Origin of the sequence: Anabaena sp. FACHB-83, assembly GCF_014697485.1 — a bacterium.
In the GTDB taxonomy this organism is placed as follows: Bacteria; Cyanobacteriota; Cyanobacteriia; order Cyanobacteriales; family Nostocaceae; genus Nostoc_B.
Map to the genome: position 1 here is coordinate 16,691 of NZ_JACJRY010000059.1, position 15,460 is coordinate 32,150.

General features: G+C 37.8%; 13 protein-coding genes. 6 read left to right on the forward strand and 7 right to left on the reverse strand.

Annotation, left to right across the window (positions count from 1 at the left end; genetic code table 11):
- Nucleotides 1-169 precede the first annotated feature (169 nt).
- The 5 genes from H6G79_RS32360 to H6G79_RS32380 all read left to right on the forward strand — a co-directional run bounded on the left by H6G79_RS32360 (nucleotide 170) and on the right by H6G79_RS32380 (nucleotide 5,038).
- Complete coding sequence (locus tag H6G79_RS32360) at nucleotides 170-568, forward strand: MobC family plasmid mobilization relaxosome protein (RefSeq protein ID WP_190594605.1); 399 nt, start codon at nucleotides 170-172, stop codon at nucleotides 566-568.
- Complete coding sequence (locus H6G79_RS32365; RefSeq protein WP_190594604.1) at nucleotides 549-1,808, forward strand: relaxase/mobilization nuclease domain-containing protein; 1,260 nt, start codon at nucleotides 549-551, stop codon at nucleotides 1,806-1,808. Before H6G79_RS32360 ends, H6G79_RS32365 begins: the two co-directional genes overlap by 20 nt.
- 599 nt (nucleotides 1,809-2,407) lie before the next feature.
- Nucleotides 2,408-2,725, forward strand: a complete 318-nt coding sequence (locus H6G79_RS32370) for a hypothetical protein (RefSeq protein WP_190594603.1) — start codon at nucleotides 2,408-2,410, stop codon at nucleotides 2,723-2,725.
- 542 nt (nucleotides 2,726-3,267) lie between these two features.
- The gene (locus tag H6G79_RS32375; RefSeq protein ID WP_190594602.1) at nucleotides 3,268-3,804 is read left to right on the forward strand and encodes a hypothetical protein; all 537 of its coding nucleotides are present in this window, start codon (nucleotides 3,268-3,270) and stop codon (nucleotides 3,802-3,804) included.
- Between the two features lie 64 nt (nucleotides 3,805-3,868).
- A complete protein-coding gene (locus H6G79_RS32380) occupies nucleotides 3,869-5,038 on the forward strand; it encodes an N-acetylmuramoyl-L-alanine amidase (RefSeq protein WP_190594601.1) in 1,170 nt (389 codons plus the stop codon).
- Between the two features lie 562 nt (nucleotides 5,039-5,600).
- On the opposite strand, the gene H6G79_RS32385 is transcribed toward H6G79_RS32380, so the two are convergent.
- The 5 genes from H6G79_RS32385 to H6G79_RS32405 all read right to left on the reverse strand — a co-directional run bounded on the left by H6G79_RS32385 (nucleotide 5,601) and on the right by H6G79_RS32405 (nucleotide 8,976).
- Complete coding sequence (locus H6G79_RS32385) at nucleotides 5,601-6,560, reverse strand: ParB/RepB/Spo0J family partition protein (RefSeq protein WP_190594600.1); 960 nt, start codon at nucleotides 6,558-6,560, stop codon at nucleotides 5,601-5,603.
- Nucleotides 6,560-7,312, reverse strand: a complete 753-nt coding sequence (locus tag H6G79_RS32390) for a ParA family protein (RefSeq protein WP_190594599.1) — start codon at nucleotides 7,310-7,312, stop codon at nucleotides 6,560-6,562. Before H6G79_RS32390 ends, H6G79_RS32385 begins: the two co-directional genes overlap by 1 nt.
- 85 nt (nucleotides 7,313-7,397) lie before the next feature.
- Nucleotides 7,398-7,697, reverse strand: coding sequence for a type II toxin-antitoxin system RelE/ParE family toxin (locus H6G79_RS32395; RefSeq protein ID WP_190594598.1), 300 nt, complete (start codon nucleotides 7,695-7,697; stop codon nucleotides 7,398-7,400).
- A complete protein-coding gene (locus tag H6G79_RS32400) occupies nucleotides 7,694-7,960 on the reverse strand; it encodes a type II toxin-antitoxin system ParD family antitoxin (protein ID WP_190594597.1) in 267 nt (88 codons plus the stop codon). The genes H6G79_RS32395 and H6G79_RS32400 overlap by 4 nt, the downstream gene beginning before the upstream one ends.
- A gap of 401 nt (nucleotides 7,961-8,361) precedes the next feature.
- Nucleotides 8,362-8,976 carry a hypothetical protein gene (locus H6G79_RS32405; protein ID WP_190594596.1) on the reverse strand — a complete coding sequence of 205 codons (615 nt, stop codon included), beginning with the start codon at nucleotides 8,974-8,976 and terminating at the stop codon, nucleotides 8,362-8,364.
- 183 nt (nucleotides 8,977-9,159) lie between these two features.
- Here H6G79_RS32405 and H6G79_RS32410 point away from each other — a divergent pair, with 183 nt between their 5' ends.
- Nucleotides 9,160-13,029, forward strand: a complete 3,870-nt coding sequence (locus H6G79_RS32410; protein WP_190594595.1) for a sacsin N-terminal ATP-binding-like domain-containing protein — start codon at nucleotides 9,160-9,162, stop codon at nucleotides 13,027-13,029.
- Nucleotides 13,030-13,172: 143 nt separating this feature from the next.
- Here H6G79_RS32410 and H6G79_RS32415 read toward each other — a convergent pair whose 3' ends face one another.
- Together H6G79_RS32415 and H6G79_RS32420 are read right to left on the reverse strand one after the other, a co-directional pair.
- Complete coding sequence (locus tag H6G79_RS32415) at nucleotides 13,173-13,775, reverse strand: tyrosine-type recombinase/integrase (protein WP_190594594.1); 603 nt, start codon at nucleotides 13,773-13,775, stop codon at nucleotides 13,173-13,175.
- Between the two features lie 443 nt (nucleotides 13,776-14,218).
- On the reverse strand, nucleotides 14,219-15,418 hold the full coding sequence (locus H6G79_RS32420; protein WP_190594593.1) for a hypothetical protein: 1,200 nt from the start codon (nucleotides 15,416-15,418) through the stop codon (nucleotides 14,219-14,221).
- Nucleotides 15,419-15,460 lie beyond the last annotated feature (42 nt).

The window sequence follows — 15,460 nt, forward strand, 5'->3', positions numbered from 1 at the left end:
GTCCGCGTTTGCCGAGTTCTCTGGTACACCCTCCTCACCGCAGGTGAGGAGCAAGCCATGCCTAAAGCTGCGCTTTGTCTCGCTGCGCTCGACACGGCAGGCTTGCCAAAGGGGACGCAACCCCTTTGGAAACCCCGCGCCAAAATTGCACATTGTCTAATTCGAGATTATGACCAAGCGTTCTTCGTCGTCACTCATTCGCACCAAAAGACTGCAAGCGCGGTTCAGCCCAATTGAATATGAGATGGTTCGGTCAAAAGCAGAAGATACAGGAATGAGCTTGGCAGAATTGACAAGACGTTGTGTGTTACTGCGACCAATCCCACCACCACCGCCGCGACTGAGCAGAGTTACAGTATCCACTTACTTGGAACTTTCCCGCATCGGCAACAACATCAATCAACTGGCCAAAGCCGCCAACACTGCCATCAAAATGCAGATGCCACCGCCAGCAGATCCAGAACTATTACAAGAACTACTAGAACTGCTACGACACTGCCAACGAGAAATCGCCAAAACCTTCATTGAAGAAGAGGATGAGGAAACAGATGATTGGCAACCAGACTAAGGGGCGGGGTTTTCGCGGACTGCTCAATTATCTCCAATCTCAAGAAGGAGCAAAACTTATTGGTGGCAACATGGGCGGCAGCAACCCCCGCGCCCTAGCTGTTGAATTCAAAATCTCGCGTCAATTAAACCTTGAAGCCGACCGAGTAGTGTACCACGCATCATTGTCACTACCAGAGAACGAGCGGTTAGACGACGCAACCTGGAACGAAATCGCCCACCGCTACCTTGAAGAAATGGGCTTTGACAGTAACCAGTACGTAGTCTACAGACACAGCAACACCCAGCACGACCACATTCATATCTGCGCTAGTCGCATTCGTTTGGACAACGGCAAGATTGTACATGACAGTTGGGATTATAAACGCAGCGAAAGTATTATCCGGCAGCTAGAACGAGATTACGCCTTACAACAAACTCACAGCAGTCACGAGAAATTAACCCGCAACCCAAGCATTGGGCAACAAAGACGGCTAGAGCGAGAACAGCGAGAATATACCAACGGCGATCGCTCAACCCCTCAAGAACGGCCAGTCAAACAACAGCTTCAAGAACTCATCGACCGCACCACCGCAGACAAACCGACAATGCCCCAACTAATCGAACGACTGCAAATAGAAGGTGTAAAAGTTCGTCACGGTCGAACACGCAACGGTAAGAGTAAGGGTATCAGCTATTCCTGGAAGGGCCAGCAATTTAGCGGCACAAATCTGGGGGCAGCATATACATGGCCAGGACTGCAAAAACATAAAGGAGTTAGCTACCAACCACAACGCGACGACCCACAGATTACTGCACTGCTGTTAAATCCAGCCAAGCCCATAGGAATTGAGCCGCAGACGTTGGTTAATAAATCACCCCAAACTGACCAACCAACACATTCGCTAAACTCACGCTCTGGAGCCGAAAACATTCAGCTTGAACGTATTCAAATTGTCGCACCTATTCTGACAGACATCCTGAAGCTAAGTCAAAAAACTCGATTTGTTGGTAATCAACACACTATTTATTTAGAAAATCAGCAATTGGTTTTAGTAAATAACAGTTCTCGAAAAGAGTTAATGAGAGCGAAATATATTGAATCTACATCAAAATGGGAACCAGTTGAACCCAGCCATTTAACACCTGAGCTTGTGCAGCACTTTCAAAAATTTATTCCAGTTATTGAGTCAGGATTAGGTGCTGCTGAACAAGAAAAGAAAGCAACATCTCAACATCGTTATCCAAGACTGAGACGTTAGAACTAAGAAAGTAACAAGTAAATTGACTAGTTATTATCACATTTGAACCAAAAAACTGGCCAAACAAGATTGCGTACTGTGCGAGAGTTGTAACCAGAAATTTTTGAAGTAGAAATTAGGGTGATGAATTAGGTTTTTGGGGTCAAAATCCTTGTATTTACCTTTGGTTTACCTTATAAATGCCATTGAAATGCCATTGCGTTACCTTATTTTTGGCAGAATAAGTAAATTTTGAAAAAATCCGATTTGAGGCAGCAGTAAATCCTTATTTCTACCATTGGTATGCCATTGAAATGCCATTGGTTTACCTTATTTTTGCCTTTTTTAGAAAATCCTTGTAAATACCTTATAAATTCCTTTGGGGTTGAATAATAGTTAGGATGCGAAGTTTATCTGAAACCAAAAAAAGTTAGCATCAGTTCGTCTAAGATGTCTGTCGATAAAAAAGAACTGGTACGCCACGTCCAAGAACGGTTGAGTAAACAAAATGGAACAGTTGAAGATGATATTTCTGCCGTGCAGTCAAGTTGTGGCCAACATCAAGCCTGATAAAATTCAGTAGCGAAAAATTTGAGTTTTAGATGAGTCAGGGGCGAGGTATGCAAGCAAAAAGCGAAGTCACAATCAAATTTAGCGGTGAATTACCAACAGCCACACCGGCAGCTAACAAGAAAGTTGAAGTCTCACTGACTGACCAAAACGGCATAGTCTTCACCGCTTTGATTAATGCAAAAAGCTGGCGCAAGGCTGAAGCTAATGCCTTGGAGTTTGGGGATTGGGCAGGGGCTATATCGGGCAAGCTAGGCCAACGAACAGATAATGGTTTTGAAATTGTTGATGCTGGAATTCAGCTTTTTCAGAAGAAGGCGAAGGAGCCTAAACCAGAAGAAGGTGCTGCTATTGCTGAAGCCAGTTAATGGACGTGTCGCCAGCATTCATAAGTACATTTCTACCTCTGCAATGAGAATTGAGCAGAGGTAGAAGCACTTTCGATTGCAGATTCAACTACATCCTAAAGACGTGTAGTAAGACTATATATTGATGGAACGAATAGCTAAATTGAAGCTTATCCCAAACATAGATTTTAATCAATGTACATCAACTAATAATGATGAAATTAATTATAGAAATGGGCAACTTTAAGAAAATTTAGTAAGAAAAAGAATTGATGACTTGTCCAAAAGCTCTGTTGATCTGGGTTTTGACTACCTATTCGTCGCAACTTCCTTGCAAAGTCGTGGCTTAACTTCTCTATTTCTCTGGAATACCTATCCCCGCCTTAACAGCACTCACCCTAGGCGCGACAGAGCAATCTTCTTGCTCTGTCGTAGTTACTTCAAACACTCTTGCATAATTTCCCAATTAATCTCTGATAACTTGGATAGTATTTCCTCATACTCTTTTTTTGCGAAGGTATTGCCAACTTCATTCATATTTTTAGATTTTCGAGGAGAAAACCATGAGTATAAATCCAACTAAAGTCGAACTTTATGAGCAAGGAATTCTCAAATTAGAACTTACTAATTCCGATGCAGGTAGCCTCAATGGTAGAACTGGCCCAAATGGTAAGTATAACGGTCAAGCAACATCAGTAAAAATTATCGGTTTAGCAGGGTCAGGAGTGACATTTTATGATGATCGAGAATTTAGAACAAATGAAAATCGCGTTTATATTGAAAAGCTTACAGATGAGTTAATAGAAGTTTTCATCAGTGAAAACTTTGTTAAAACTGACGAGAAATACGGGAGTGGCATTTTTTCCGGTGAAGAATCAGGTAAATATAAGTGGATGCTTTACAAAAAGCCTAAGTCTAGACTGGACTGGGACACAATTGTGAAAATTATTTTCGGGGGTACTCAAGGAATAGTAGGCCGTTTAATCTCAATCGGTGGAGTAATAGGAAAAATTATTGATGATGAAAATGAGCCTAAATCAAATAATTATCGTGTTGATAACTGTTCTAGCGTTAAATTTGGCGATCCACCTATGGCTTAATTAACTACACATCATTGCTATCAAAGGTCAGGATTTAATTTTTCTTAGTTTGCAGGGGTTTGATATGTCACTGATTGAAGATTTAGCAGAAGCTTATAGCCAAACAAGTATCCAGTATCCTAATTTAAAAGCTATTACCTTGGCGCAGTGGATGCTAGAAAGTAGTCGTGGTACTAGCAAATTGGCTAGAGAAAATTTTAATTTTGGGGGTTTGAAGTGGCGTGATGAGATGGAAGGTTTTGCCACTAAAATTTTCTTCGATGCCAGTGATGGGCCTGATACATATTGTAAATTTACTAGTGTGTACGCCTTTATTAGAGGATACTGGAAGTTTCTAACTAGAGCTCCTTACACTGGATGGGAGGCACACACTAGTACACCAGAAGCCTTTATAGAATTTATCGGGCCAATTTATGCTGGTGACCCTAATTACATCAGTAAAGTCAAGAGTTTGCTACTAGAGGCACAAAATCTATTAGCTAAAGTAGCAGATGGCAACAGCATCCACGGAACATGGATAAAAGAAACGGAAAAAGCGATCTATTGGATGGAAGGGGCATTTTATATAGACAAGCTAGAAAAAACTTTAACATCTGACGGAAAAGAATACGGTGTAGTTGTCACTGATATGAAAGAGTGGTTTGCTAGTGACAATCCTCCTAGAACAATGAAGATTTCAAAGGGTGAGGGTCAAGAGCCGGAGCATAAACCAATAGAACATCCTGGTACTGGTGCAGAAAAGGAAACTAAACCTGATAAAAATGACCAGATAACTAAACCGCCTGTAGAATTTATTGCCTCTCCTAACTTTAACTCTGGGAGAAATGGTACGGATATTAGCTCAATTATCATGCACAATACAGACGGCAGTTTTCAGGCAGCCATAAACACTTTTCTTAATGGCACTTCAAGAAATAGAGTTTCTGCACACTATATCATTTCCCGCGATGGGAAGATAGTTCAAATGGTTAAAGATTCAGACACTGCTTGGCACGCCAGAAGTAGTAATCAAAGTTCAATTGGAATTGAACACGAAGCTGATAAATTTCATCAAAGTTTTACTCGTCAACAAGAGAAAGCTAGCATTGCTCTAGTTAAATACTTGATGAAGACCTACAATATATCTCTCGCTAACATCAAACCTCATAGGGATGTTGTTAACACTGATTGTCCAGGTTGGATTTGGCCAAATGATACAGTTTTTGAAAAATGGAAAACAGATAATTTGACCTAATAGTTAACCATCTCTCTCTTTATTAATACAAGAGAGAGATGGTTAAATTGACTTTTTTAAATTTATAAATTTGAGGTGGTTTTGAGGCTTCATTGTAATAGCAATCATAACCACCTGCTGTGTCAATTTATTTAATTCCAGCGTTCGCATATTTAATGATGGGGTCATCGTGCCAAAACGGTTTTTTTGTACGTTAAGGAATATGCTCATAGTGCGAAACGATTACTATGCTTGACTTCCAGCCTCAGCCTCACCTTCATTTTTCGATTAATGGTTCAGAATCAGGCTTTAAAACTAACTTGCCCAAAAACAATGGTTGGGTGTTGTGAAGATATTGATGTGAAAAATGGCTAATTTAGGCGATCACCCCGTGGTGCGACCGGGCCTTTTGGCTGCTTTGTCAGGCTAGGTTTGGATGTGATAAAGCAGACTCATCCTTTTTTATTATTACTGCCTTTGGTCATTGCCCAAAACGTTTTGGGCAACTTTGCCTTTAATTGGATAATAGAGTCAAATTAATAATCATGCAGGACAATAGCTCTTACAGCGAACTTTCCAAGAATCACTCTGATTGAGAATTTATCTGGTCTAAATCTTTTTCATCTGTAACTAAGGCTTCCAGCTTTTTTAAGAGTGTTTGTACTTGTTTCCATTTTTTAGGATTTTCCCAAACTTTTGACTGAGTGATGCGACGGGTAATAGTTTGAATTGTAGCTTGCGGCGACTCCGGATCTATTGATGGTTGCAGTGCTTTAACTCGCTCTCGAATTTCACTAACAGATAAATCGGCGGTTATCGCTTCTTCTAACAATGATTGTCTTTGTTGTTTGTCTTTAACTCTGGCAATCATTTGAGCTTTAGTGTAAGCAATTTTTCCGGCTCGGAGTGCTGATAAAATCTCTACTGGCAACTTCAGCAGTGGCAGACGACTAGAAACAAAAGATTCCCAACTAAGCTTTCCTAATTCCTCAAAAACTGCCATTATTGCCTGTCCTTGTTCATTGCCCAAAACGTTTTGGGCAACTTTACCTTTGGCTTCATGTTGCATCCGGTAAAGTAGATTAGGGACATCGGTTACTGGCAGACAAAGCCGTATAGCCAGCAGTTGCAGTATGCCTTCTGTCTCTTCTACTGGATTGAGGTCTTCGCGTAGCAGGTTTTCTACCAGAGCAAGTTGCAATGCTTGTTCAGCCGTGAGTTCACGAATACTAACAGGGACTTCCTTAAGCCCAGCTGCAATAGCTGCTCGGTAGCGTCTTTCTCCTGCTACCAACTCGTACTGATTTTCTTGGTCAGGGAGCAGACGGACAAGTAAGTTCTCTAAAATGCCATGAATTTTGATAGATTGAATTAACTGCTCGGTCTTAACTGGGTCGAAGTAACGGCGAGGTTGACTCTCAGGTAGAGAGATAGAGTCAATTGGTAACATAGAAGGCTCTGTCGGGGGCAATTCCTCCCCCATCAACACGCTGATGTCAGCCTTGGCTTTGTAAGGTTGCTCTGTTTTGCGGGGTCTGGCCATTATAATTGCTCCATTTTTTCTGCTATTTTGTTTAATACTTTGAGAACTGGGTGCTTGGGTTCGTAGACAGCTAAGGGTACTTGTTGTTCAGAAGCATCTACAAAAGCTGTAGCTCTGGGAATTGCCTCGTAAACGGGAGCGATGTCTGAGAATTGTTCTGAAATAGCTTTGAGGGTACGTTGGTCTTGGGAGTTGGAAGCGGCATAGCGAGAAGGAATGAACCCAGCTATCTTTAAGTTGCGGTTTCCTCTTTTTTTGACTTGGGCGATAGTTTGCAACAGTAGATTTGTTCCCTGGAAAGCCTTGTAGTGGGTTTCAATGGGAATGAGCAGATGAGAAGCAGCGACAAGGCTGCTATAGCTCAACAGCCCTAAACTGGGTGGGCAGTCGATGAGGATAAAATCATAGTTATTGCGAATTGGCTCAATAGCTTCTTTCAACCGGACTTCACGAAAATCCATATTAACGAGTTGAATTTCAGCGACGCTGAGGTTGATATTAGTAGGGGCTATATCCATACCATGTTGTTTTGGCTGGATGAATAGTGGTTCCTCATTTATAAGCGCATCAAATGGAGTTTTGTCTAATTTTTCTGGGTCAAGACCCATAAAAGAAGTTAGGGAAGCTTGGGGGTCGAGGTCAATGAGAAGAACTTTGTGACCCCGTAACAGTACTTGATAGCCCAGGTTCATGGTCAGGGTCGTTTTACCAACCCCTCCTGCTTGATTGAAGAATGCGATGACCCGACTCATTTAATTACTGGTACTCTGCATCTAGTTTGATTGCCAGCATAACCTAAATGAGTGAAACTGGTACTTTTCTCCTCTTAGTCTTTATTTAATTCTCTTCTGCAAATAAAGATTCTAAATTTCGATAACCGCTAACTACACGCACAATTTCAATACCGCTATCTATAATTCGGTAAAGAATAATGTACCCATTCAATGGAACACCTCTCAAATCATGCTTAATATTGGCATAACTGCGTCCCATATTGGGAAAATTAGCTAAGTATTTACACTTTTTTTCAAACTCATCAATAAACCGCTCTCCAGCTTCAATATTTCTGACAGTAAAATAATCAATAATTTCTGCTAAATCAAAGCTGGCTGCTGGAGAGATAATATGTTGTTTCATCCCTGTGTCTCTCTCGCTTGACGCAATTTAGAGCGTAATCTTTCAATTACAATTTCCCCTTCTATCCCTTCCCCTCTATCCAACTGTTCAATAGCTACTTCAACTTTTTGCCGTGTTTCTTCTACCCATTGTTGATAACCTTGTTCCCACTCTAATAACAGCTTTAATGCTTTACTGATTACTTCTTCAGGATTGCTATATCTACCTGTAGCAATTTGTGCTTCAATTATTTGCTCTAATTCAGGTTTAAGTTGGATATTCATGATTTTTACTTTTAATTTATGACAAGCTTTAATCTTGTTATAACAGTATTCAATTGTTATCAGGGGGCGCTGGGCATTTTAAATCGCTTCTCATAGGGCATTAAGCCTTTTGCCAACATAAGTGCTACAGTACCAGCTAGAACTCACTAACTATATAAACTAAACAGTTTAGTTGGAAATTATTTGTAGATTTCCTAACACTACACCAAACTAAGAAACTTTAGTAACTAATTTCTTACTTAGGGTGTCACAATCCTTATATAGCAAGGTGATTGAAAGGCAATGCTGCTCAGGCGTATTGCGAGGTATTGGCTTTTATCTAGTGCATAATTTTTTTTTATAAAACTTTGAGGATATAAAACAAAAAATAATGCTGAGAAGCTTGATATTAGCTTTTTTTATTAGTAAGTCCCTCCACTAATTATAGGTTGGATAGCATTAAAAACAAATAGTTTAGGCATGATATGATGATATTCTTGCCAATCAATAATTAATGAGTTCGTTTTCTGTAGAACTTCTAAAAAAATAAGTAAAACAGAAAATAAAGCTGCTAACGAATCAAGAGCATATTTCAATTTAGCCTTTTTAAATGTTCCTTCTTCTCTATAATGCTTAAGGTTTTCATACACAACCTGCCAATCGGATTTTATCCCATTCGGATCTTCTGTTCGAGTTACCAAAAAAGGTTTAAGCACTAAATTTGGGTATCCTGGAAGATCAATATGTACCGACGAATTATTTAGTTTATTAAATAAAGTTAAATCCTTAGTTTTAATAAAATTTGAACATTTTCCAATGCCGGATTCTAGTTTAAAATTGCTATCTAATTCTAGACATATCTGTTTTAATACTGATTCCATTTCCGATGCTGAAAGAAGTATAATCTGTTGAAACTCGATAGAATATGTACTGTAATTATTTTCACTTAATTCGACATATTTAAACGTTTCTAATATTTTATTTTCAATACTTAAAAAATGTCTCCAATGATACCAAAATAATTTAAAATCAGACATGATTAATATTCCTACAGTACAAATACTGCAACTACAATATATGAACTGATCTCAGTACTCTAAAAATACTTAATTTTTTAATGTTCCTTCCTTGTTTCTTAATCAAGGCTGATTAAGTATCTGTTAATTTTGCATCAACTCCTGGGAATACTCATATAGTATGACATAGCAAAGAAATTACAAATGAAAGAAAAAATATTTATTGAGAACTTAACTCGTAAAAACTCAGATTATAACAATCCAGAATTAGCTATTACTACTGCAAATTTATGCAATACAATTTCAAGAGATATAAATACTGATAGCCAGCGTTTCATTTATGAACTTCTACAAAATGCTGATGATGCAAGTAATCAAGCTGGTATGCTCGATGCTCAAATAGATTTTGCAGGTGATTATGTAATAATTTCACATAAGGGAGAGCCTTTTACAGAAATTGATATTGAAAGTATATCAAGTGCAGGTGACGGAACAAAAATAGAAGACAAAACTAAAACAGGATTTAAAGGGATTGGGTTTAAGTCTGTCTTTTCTCATTCTAACTATGTGGTTATCAAAAGCAAAAACTTCTGTTTTAGGTACGATAGAAATTACTGGGAAGGTTATTGGAATCCAAATTGGGGAGATAAAAGTAATTGGCTAGACGAAAGATTAGCAAAACACAAAGATCCACAGGCCAAGATGCCTTGGCAAATTATTCCCATTTGGACAGAAGAATTACCTTTAGAGTTAAATAGGCTTGCTATTTTTCAAGAATTTAAAGTTTCAACAATTATAAAATATGATAAACTTGAAACTTTAAAGACAGATTTGAATAATTTGCTTTCTGATACGCAGATTTTACTATTTTTACGTAGCAAAACAGTTAAAATTACAGTAAATAGCAGCGACAAACTAACTATTATAAAAAATCAAATTGGAGAAACTACAACACTAAATAGGAATGGTATTTTACAAAGCGAATGGATTATCAAAAAATATCAGTTTCCTATTCCATCCAATGTTCAGAGACAAATAATTGAAGATGAAAAGTTACCCAGGAAACTTAGAGATGCGTCTCATACAGAAATTGCTTTTGCAATTCAATTAGAAAGAGATAAATTGAAAGCTGTAGATAAAGCGAATCGTTTAATATTCACTTATTTACCAACGTCTATTAATTACGATTTTCCATTTTTAGTAAATGCAACGTTTTTGACAGATGCGGGTAGGCAACATTTACATCAAGATGTTTCCTGGAACAATTTTATTTTCCAACAAATACCTTTAAAGTTTTTTGGCTTGATATCTGAACTTGCAAATAAATCAAGCAAATACAACAAGGAATTTTTAAAAATTTTACCTCATCAGTTAAATGGATTTAGTGCATTAGAAAAAAGTTTTAACAAAGGCTACAAAGAAGCTATTGAGACAATTGCTTTTGTTCCTAACCAAAATGGAGACTTATTAAAAGTTAATCAAGCTATTTTTGACAAGACTAACATTTCTGATGTTATCAACAAGCAAACATTCATAAGTTATATTAATCAAAAACTGCAAAATAATTTTTCTATCCAGTCTTTGATGGCAAACATTGAACCAATAGATACTTTAAAAAGAATAGGCATTAAAATATTTGATATCGATGATTTAGAAGGTCTTTTGGCAGCTAATATTTTTATAAATGAACACCAGTTAGAAAATAATTTTTCACTGATTTTATTTATTTATAATAAAACACAAATTTTAAATAATGATGAAAAAATTATTTGGAATGAAAAGCTAAAGGATACATCGTTTATTTTTGATCAAAACAAAAACATAAAAAGTCCCAAACATATTTATTTTCCTTCTGTTGAGTTTTCAGAAAATTTTAATTCTGACATAAGTATAATACACAGTGATATAGTTTTTCAAATTAATCAAAATTTAAGCATTAAAAATTGGCTTGAAAAATTAGGAGTCAAAGAACCTTCAGACTTGAGCTTTATAGAAAAAACAATTATTGCTCAAGCCGAAACTTATGTTAATGAAGAAAATGCTTTACAAATTGGAAGATACCTGTTTAATGCTCATAAAAAAGGTAGATTACAGGAGCAGCATTACGAAGGGTTACAAAAGCTTAAAATTCTAACTCAGGAGAAAAGCCTGATTACTGCCGAAACTGCTTATCTATCTGATTTTTATGAGCCAGAGTTACGTATTGAATCTATTTATCAATATGATTTTTATGTTTCTAGCACATATTTTGAATCCCCAAATCTAAAAAGTGAATGGAAAACTTTCTTCTTAAAAATAGGTGTAAACGAAAACATCAATTTACAAAATCTAACTATTAACCGACGTTCTAATTTAGACCAAATTGAACTTGAATACTTTGGAAAAGTAGTAGAACAAGCAAAGCAAGGACACGGACACCCGCACTTAATTAAGGAATCTAATAATATAAATATTACAAAAATTACTTACTCTGAACTTGCAAGGATAAATTATGCTTTTGCTAAACTATTTTGGCAACAAGTATTTATTAATATTTCTGTGGATTCTGTAGACAGAGAGGGATTAATGCCCTGGGGATATTATGGAAGTACAACAAAAGTAGAAAATTATTTTTATTGGAGTTTAGAAAATTCTAAATTTATTCCCACTACTCAAAAAACTTGTTTAAAGGCATCAGATGTTTTTAGCAGTAGTATACGTAAAATTAAGGAAATAGGAGGAAAATATTTACCTATTTTTGATTGTGAAGAACCCATTCCTTCTAATTGGTTAAGTTATTTAAAGTTTAAAACTAATTTAGAAGTCAGTGACTATTTAGAGGTATTAAAAAGTATTTCTGAAGATGTAAATATAAGCGAAGAAGAACGGGAAGAAAACAAAAAGAGAATTTGTCTTATTTATGAAGACTTGGCATCTTTAGATTTACATACTGTAGACAAAGAGAAAATTAAAAGTTGGTCGGTAGATAATAAACTTTTATCTAGAAATGGATGGATTTTTTTTCACCCTAAAGATTTATCTGTTGTTACAGTCGAAGGTTTTAAAGCCGCCAACTTAGTATATACTGAAAAGACTAATTTGAAAATTATTGAGTTATTACGTTTATTTGGAATTTCAATAATTGATACCGTAAAAGCTTTAATTACAAATAATACTTTAGAAGTAAAAAATCTAAAATCTAAACTTATTAAAATTGCCCCTTTAATAGCCTTGATTTCTGTTGAAAAATCTAAAAATCGCAAGGATTGGGAAACAGAATATAAATTTATAGAAGAAAAGATTAATAATATTTGTATCTTTGAAACATCAGAAATTTTTCTGTCTTATGGAAATGATGATGATAAACAGAAACGGACTTCTTGGGCAGAAAAAAATAATTTCTACTATGTTGGTAATTGGAATAGCCCTAGAGTTTTAGATGGAATAGTTGAGCCTTTAGGTAAATTTTTGGATATACGTTACGCGGAAAGACTTTTAATTGTGTTACTCTTAGAAACTTTTGCAAACGGCATAGAGTATTTAAAAGAGAAAGGTTACAATGTAGAGCTTATTCCTGAAACTATTTTAAATATAGACGAGTCTGAGAATATTATAGATTCAATAGAGTACGATATCTGTGGAATTGCTCAAGAAAATCGACCTTATAACCAATATGATGAAGATTTAGGTAGAAAAGGTGAGGAGTTTGTTTATGGAGAACTAAAAAGAATCTACAGTCAAAAATATAATTCTTCTATACAAGAAACTGATACGGGTTTCAAAATAATCAGTATAAAAGAAACTAGCAAAAAACACAAAACAATAAATCTATTAGAAGTTTTTTGGCTTAATAAAGAACATAATACAACTGCAAATCACGACTTTAAAGTTGTAGAAAATGGGAAAGAAATATATATTGATAGCAAAGCAACACCATATAATAAAAATGAAGAAAAAATACCTTTTTATATTTCATCTAAAGAATTCGCTCTAATGGAGACAGCAGAAACATATCTAATAGCAAGAGTGTTCAATGTTACCACAGACCCAACACTGATATTTATAAAATTAAAAGTAGATCACCTTGACTATTGAGAGGACTATCTACGTCCATCATCGGGTAAATACAACCCACTATTATTAATCGCTTGGTTAACATTTCCTCAAAACCTGGGCAGCACTGTACCCGTGCCAGCATCCTTATCGGAACGAACACACCCCTTGGTAGTGTTGAAATATCACAAATCCCCCCAATCAAAATTCAAGAAACGTCGCGCATTCAGCTTGGTATATTTCTCCGTGTGTTTGATATCCCGATGCCCTAAAAAGTCCTGAATCTCTCTAGTGCTGTACCCCTGGTTCACCAGATAATAACCGCAAGCATGGCGCATCATGTGACAGTGAACTTTGATATCAAGCCCCGCCTGCACCGCCAGCCGTCCGAGCAGCTTCCGCACTGCGTCGGTACTCATTACCTCACCACGCTCGGACACGAAAATGTATTTGCTATCAGGGAATTGTTCTCTCAGTTCCTTAAGTAAGGTTATTTCATCATCTCTCAAGGGATGCACCCCAGAATCGCTACCTTTCTCTCTGGTAATGAAAATCTGACGTTCACCCCACATCACCGCATCCCAGCGCAAACCACACGCCTCACCTACAGCTTCACCGACCCTCAGCCCGTGGCGAAACATCATCAGCATCAGCGTGTAGTCACGGTGGGCATAACGGGCAGGGCGATTAAGTGCCGCATCTAAAATAGATCGCACTTCAGATGGTGTAAGGTATTCTCTAGACCTGTAATGCTTATTTGGTTTACGTCCTGGGGGCTGGGCATTCATTTAGGGTTTTGGCTACTGTCCGGTTGACGCGTCTTTTCTGGACACTCCCCATTGTCCCAAAAGCTTGTACTTTCGTGAAGCAGTACCTTGATCATGACCTCTGTTAAGCATTACTTATCTTTTAACCGCCGAAAAATTCTCTACACCCAGCAATTGATAAATCTGGCTTATATATAGTGATGAGTGGCTTGTTAAATTGTCTATACTCACTTCTATACCAGGGATGGAAAATCGTTGCTACCAGTTATATCAAAAATGCTTCTACCCGATCTGCTCGTGATGCGCCGACGAACTGGGGACACTTCGTTTAGAGCGGGTGGTGTCGGGGACGGGCAGAAAGTCTATCGTGAGTGGCCATTAACTCGGTAGCCCGCCCCCGACACTCCGCTACGCCACCCGCTCTACCCCAGTTCTGAACACCTAAAGAATTAGTTATCTAACAATTAATCCTCAAAATCAATTGGCTGGCCGTTGAAATGCTTGTGAATGCTTTCGGGAGTTAACCAAATAGGAATTGTCACTTTTTTATCTACTTCTGCATCACCCTCTGAATTATTTAAACCGTTAACTATTGCCACCTTTAAAGGTATTTTACCATCTGCTGTTTTGCGGTCAATTTGAATAGTACCTCTAGCTCTACCATTGGCAGTTCCATCACTGCCACCAACGGCGGTATTAGTAAAGAAATGGGCAATACAGACTAATCTTTCTTCTGCTTTTCTAGGGTCACTTAGCGATGCTTTAACAAACTTTTTGGCAGGTTCCTTGGTGATGCCTGACTCAGAATAATTAGTAAATTCATCAACTAATAACTGTTGCGGTTGCTTATCAGGTTGATTATTAATTCTGTCCAGCCATCTTTCACGAGCATCATCAAAAGCTTGACCAATCTCTTCTTCTGTTTTAGCTATCAACTGAGGGCTAAGATATTTCCATGCGTTTCTCAGATTCTCCCCAGCGTGTGCATCTATCAGCTGATACAAGGGCATATCAAACAGATATTGTCTCAGCATGACCATCGAAGCGGCTAAAGTTGATTTACCGCTTCCCGCTTCTCCTAACACCCAAACGGGCTTTTGATTGTCGATAATCTTCCACAGCCAGCCGTCTTCATGATTCTTGAGTGCTTCGATTAAATCACTGATGAGGCGTTGGTCAGTCAAAGGATGGTTGTCACTGTTTGCGATCGCTGCCTTAGTCTTCCCCTCAATCTTCCCACGTTCCTGATCCGCCTTCGCCTTATCCCTCAAATTCTCAGCAATAGTTTTATCCATCACCGAATGATTCACAGCACGAGCTTTCAGAAAATCCTCAAGCTGAATACGTGCCTTAGCCCGTTCGTTCTCTGAGTCAGTCAGTCCCAGTGCTAAACGTTCCTCTGTATCCAGCCCAGACAACCCATCTTTTAAACGTTCAGTGTAAAGCTGGGTCGAATGCTGCTTAACTTCACGTTTATGCTTATTGTGCTGCCAAATTGCATAGTCAGCAGTCTTTTCCAGTTCCCCCAATTCATAATCCCTGCGCTTGAGCCTTTGCGAACGCACGACCAAACAGCCCACAATACCCCATAACGGGGCGTGAGTAGCAACGGAACAGAAAACCGGGATAAGAAAAAAATCTTGAAAAATCAGCCAATCAGCCATGTATATACATGATAGAGTAAGACATCATGTATAACTTAGGAC

Bases quoted from the DNA above. Each gene is read 5' to 3' on its own strand.
- H6G79_RS32420 (WP_190594593.1), bottom strand. From the start codon at position 15,418: ATGGCTGATTGGCTGATTTTTCAAGATTTTTTTCTTATCCCGGTTTTC.
- H6G79_RS32365 (WP_190594604.1), top strand. From the start codon at position 549: ATGATTGGCAACCAGACTAAGGGGCGGGGTTTTCGCGGACTGCTCAAT.
- H6G79_RS32370 (WP_190594603.1), top strand. From the start codon at position 2,408: ATGCAAGCAAAAAGCGAAGTCACAATCAAATTTAGCGGTGAATTACCA.
- H6G79_RS32385 (WP_190594600.1), bottom strand. From the start codon at position 6,560: ATGGCCAGACCCCGCAAAACAGAGCAACCTTACAAAGCCAAGGCTGAC.
- H6G79_RS32415 (WP_190594594.1), bottom strand. From the start codon at position 13,775: ATGAATGCCCAGCCCCCAGGACGTAAACCAAATAAGCATTACAGGTCT.
- H6G79_RS32360 (WP_190594605.1), top strand. From the start codon at position 170: ATGACCAAGCGTTCTTCGTCGTCACTCATTCGCACCAAAAGACTGCAA.
- H6G79_RS32380 (WP_190594601.1), top strand. From the start codon at position 3,869: ATGTCACTGATTGAAGATTTAGCAGAAGCTTATAGCCAAACAAGTATC.
- H6G79_RS32390 (WP_190594599.1), bottom strand. From the start codon at position 7,312: ATGAGTCGGGTCATCGCATTCTTCAATCAAGCAGGAGGGGTTGGTAAA.
- H6G79_RS32400 (WP_190594597.1), bottom strand. From the start codon at position 7,960: ATGAATATCCAACTTAAACCTGAATTAGAGCAAATAATTGAAGCACAA.
- H6G79_RS32395 (WP_190594598.1), bottom strand. From the start codon at position 7,697: ATGAAACAACATATTATCTCTCCAGCAGCCAGCTTTGATTTAGCAGAA.
- H6G79_RS32405 (WP_190594596.1), bottom strand. From the start codon at position 8,976: ATGTCTGATTTTAAATTATTTTGGTATCATTGGAGACATTTTTTAAGT.
- H6G79_RS32410 (WP_190594595.1), top strand. From the start codon at position 9,160: ATGAAAGAAAAAATATTTATTGAGAACTTAACTCGTAAAAACTCAGAT.
- H6G79_RS32375 (WP_190594602.1), top strand. From the start codon at position 3,268: ATGAGTATAAATCCAACTAAAGTCGAACTTTATGAGCAAGGAATTCTC.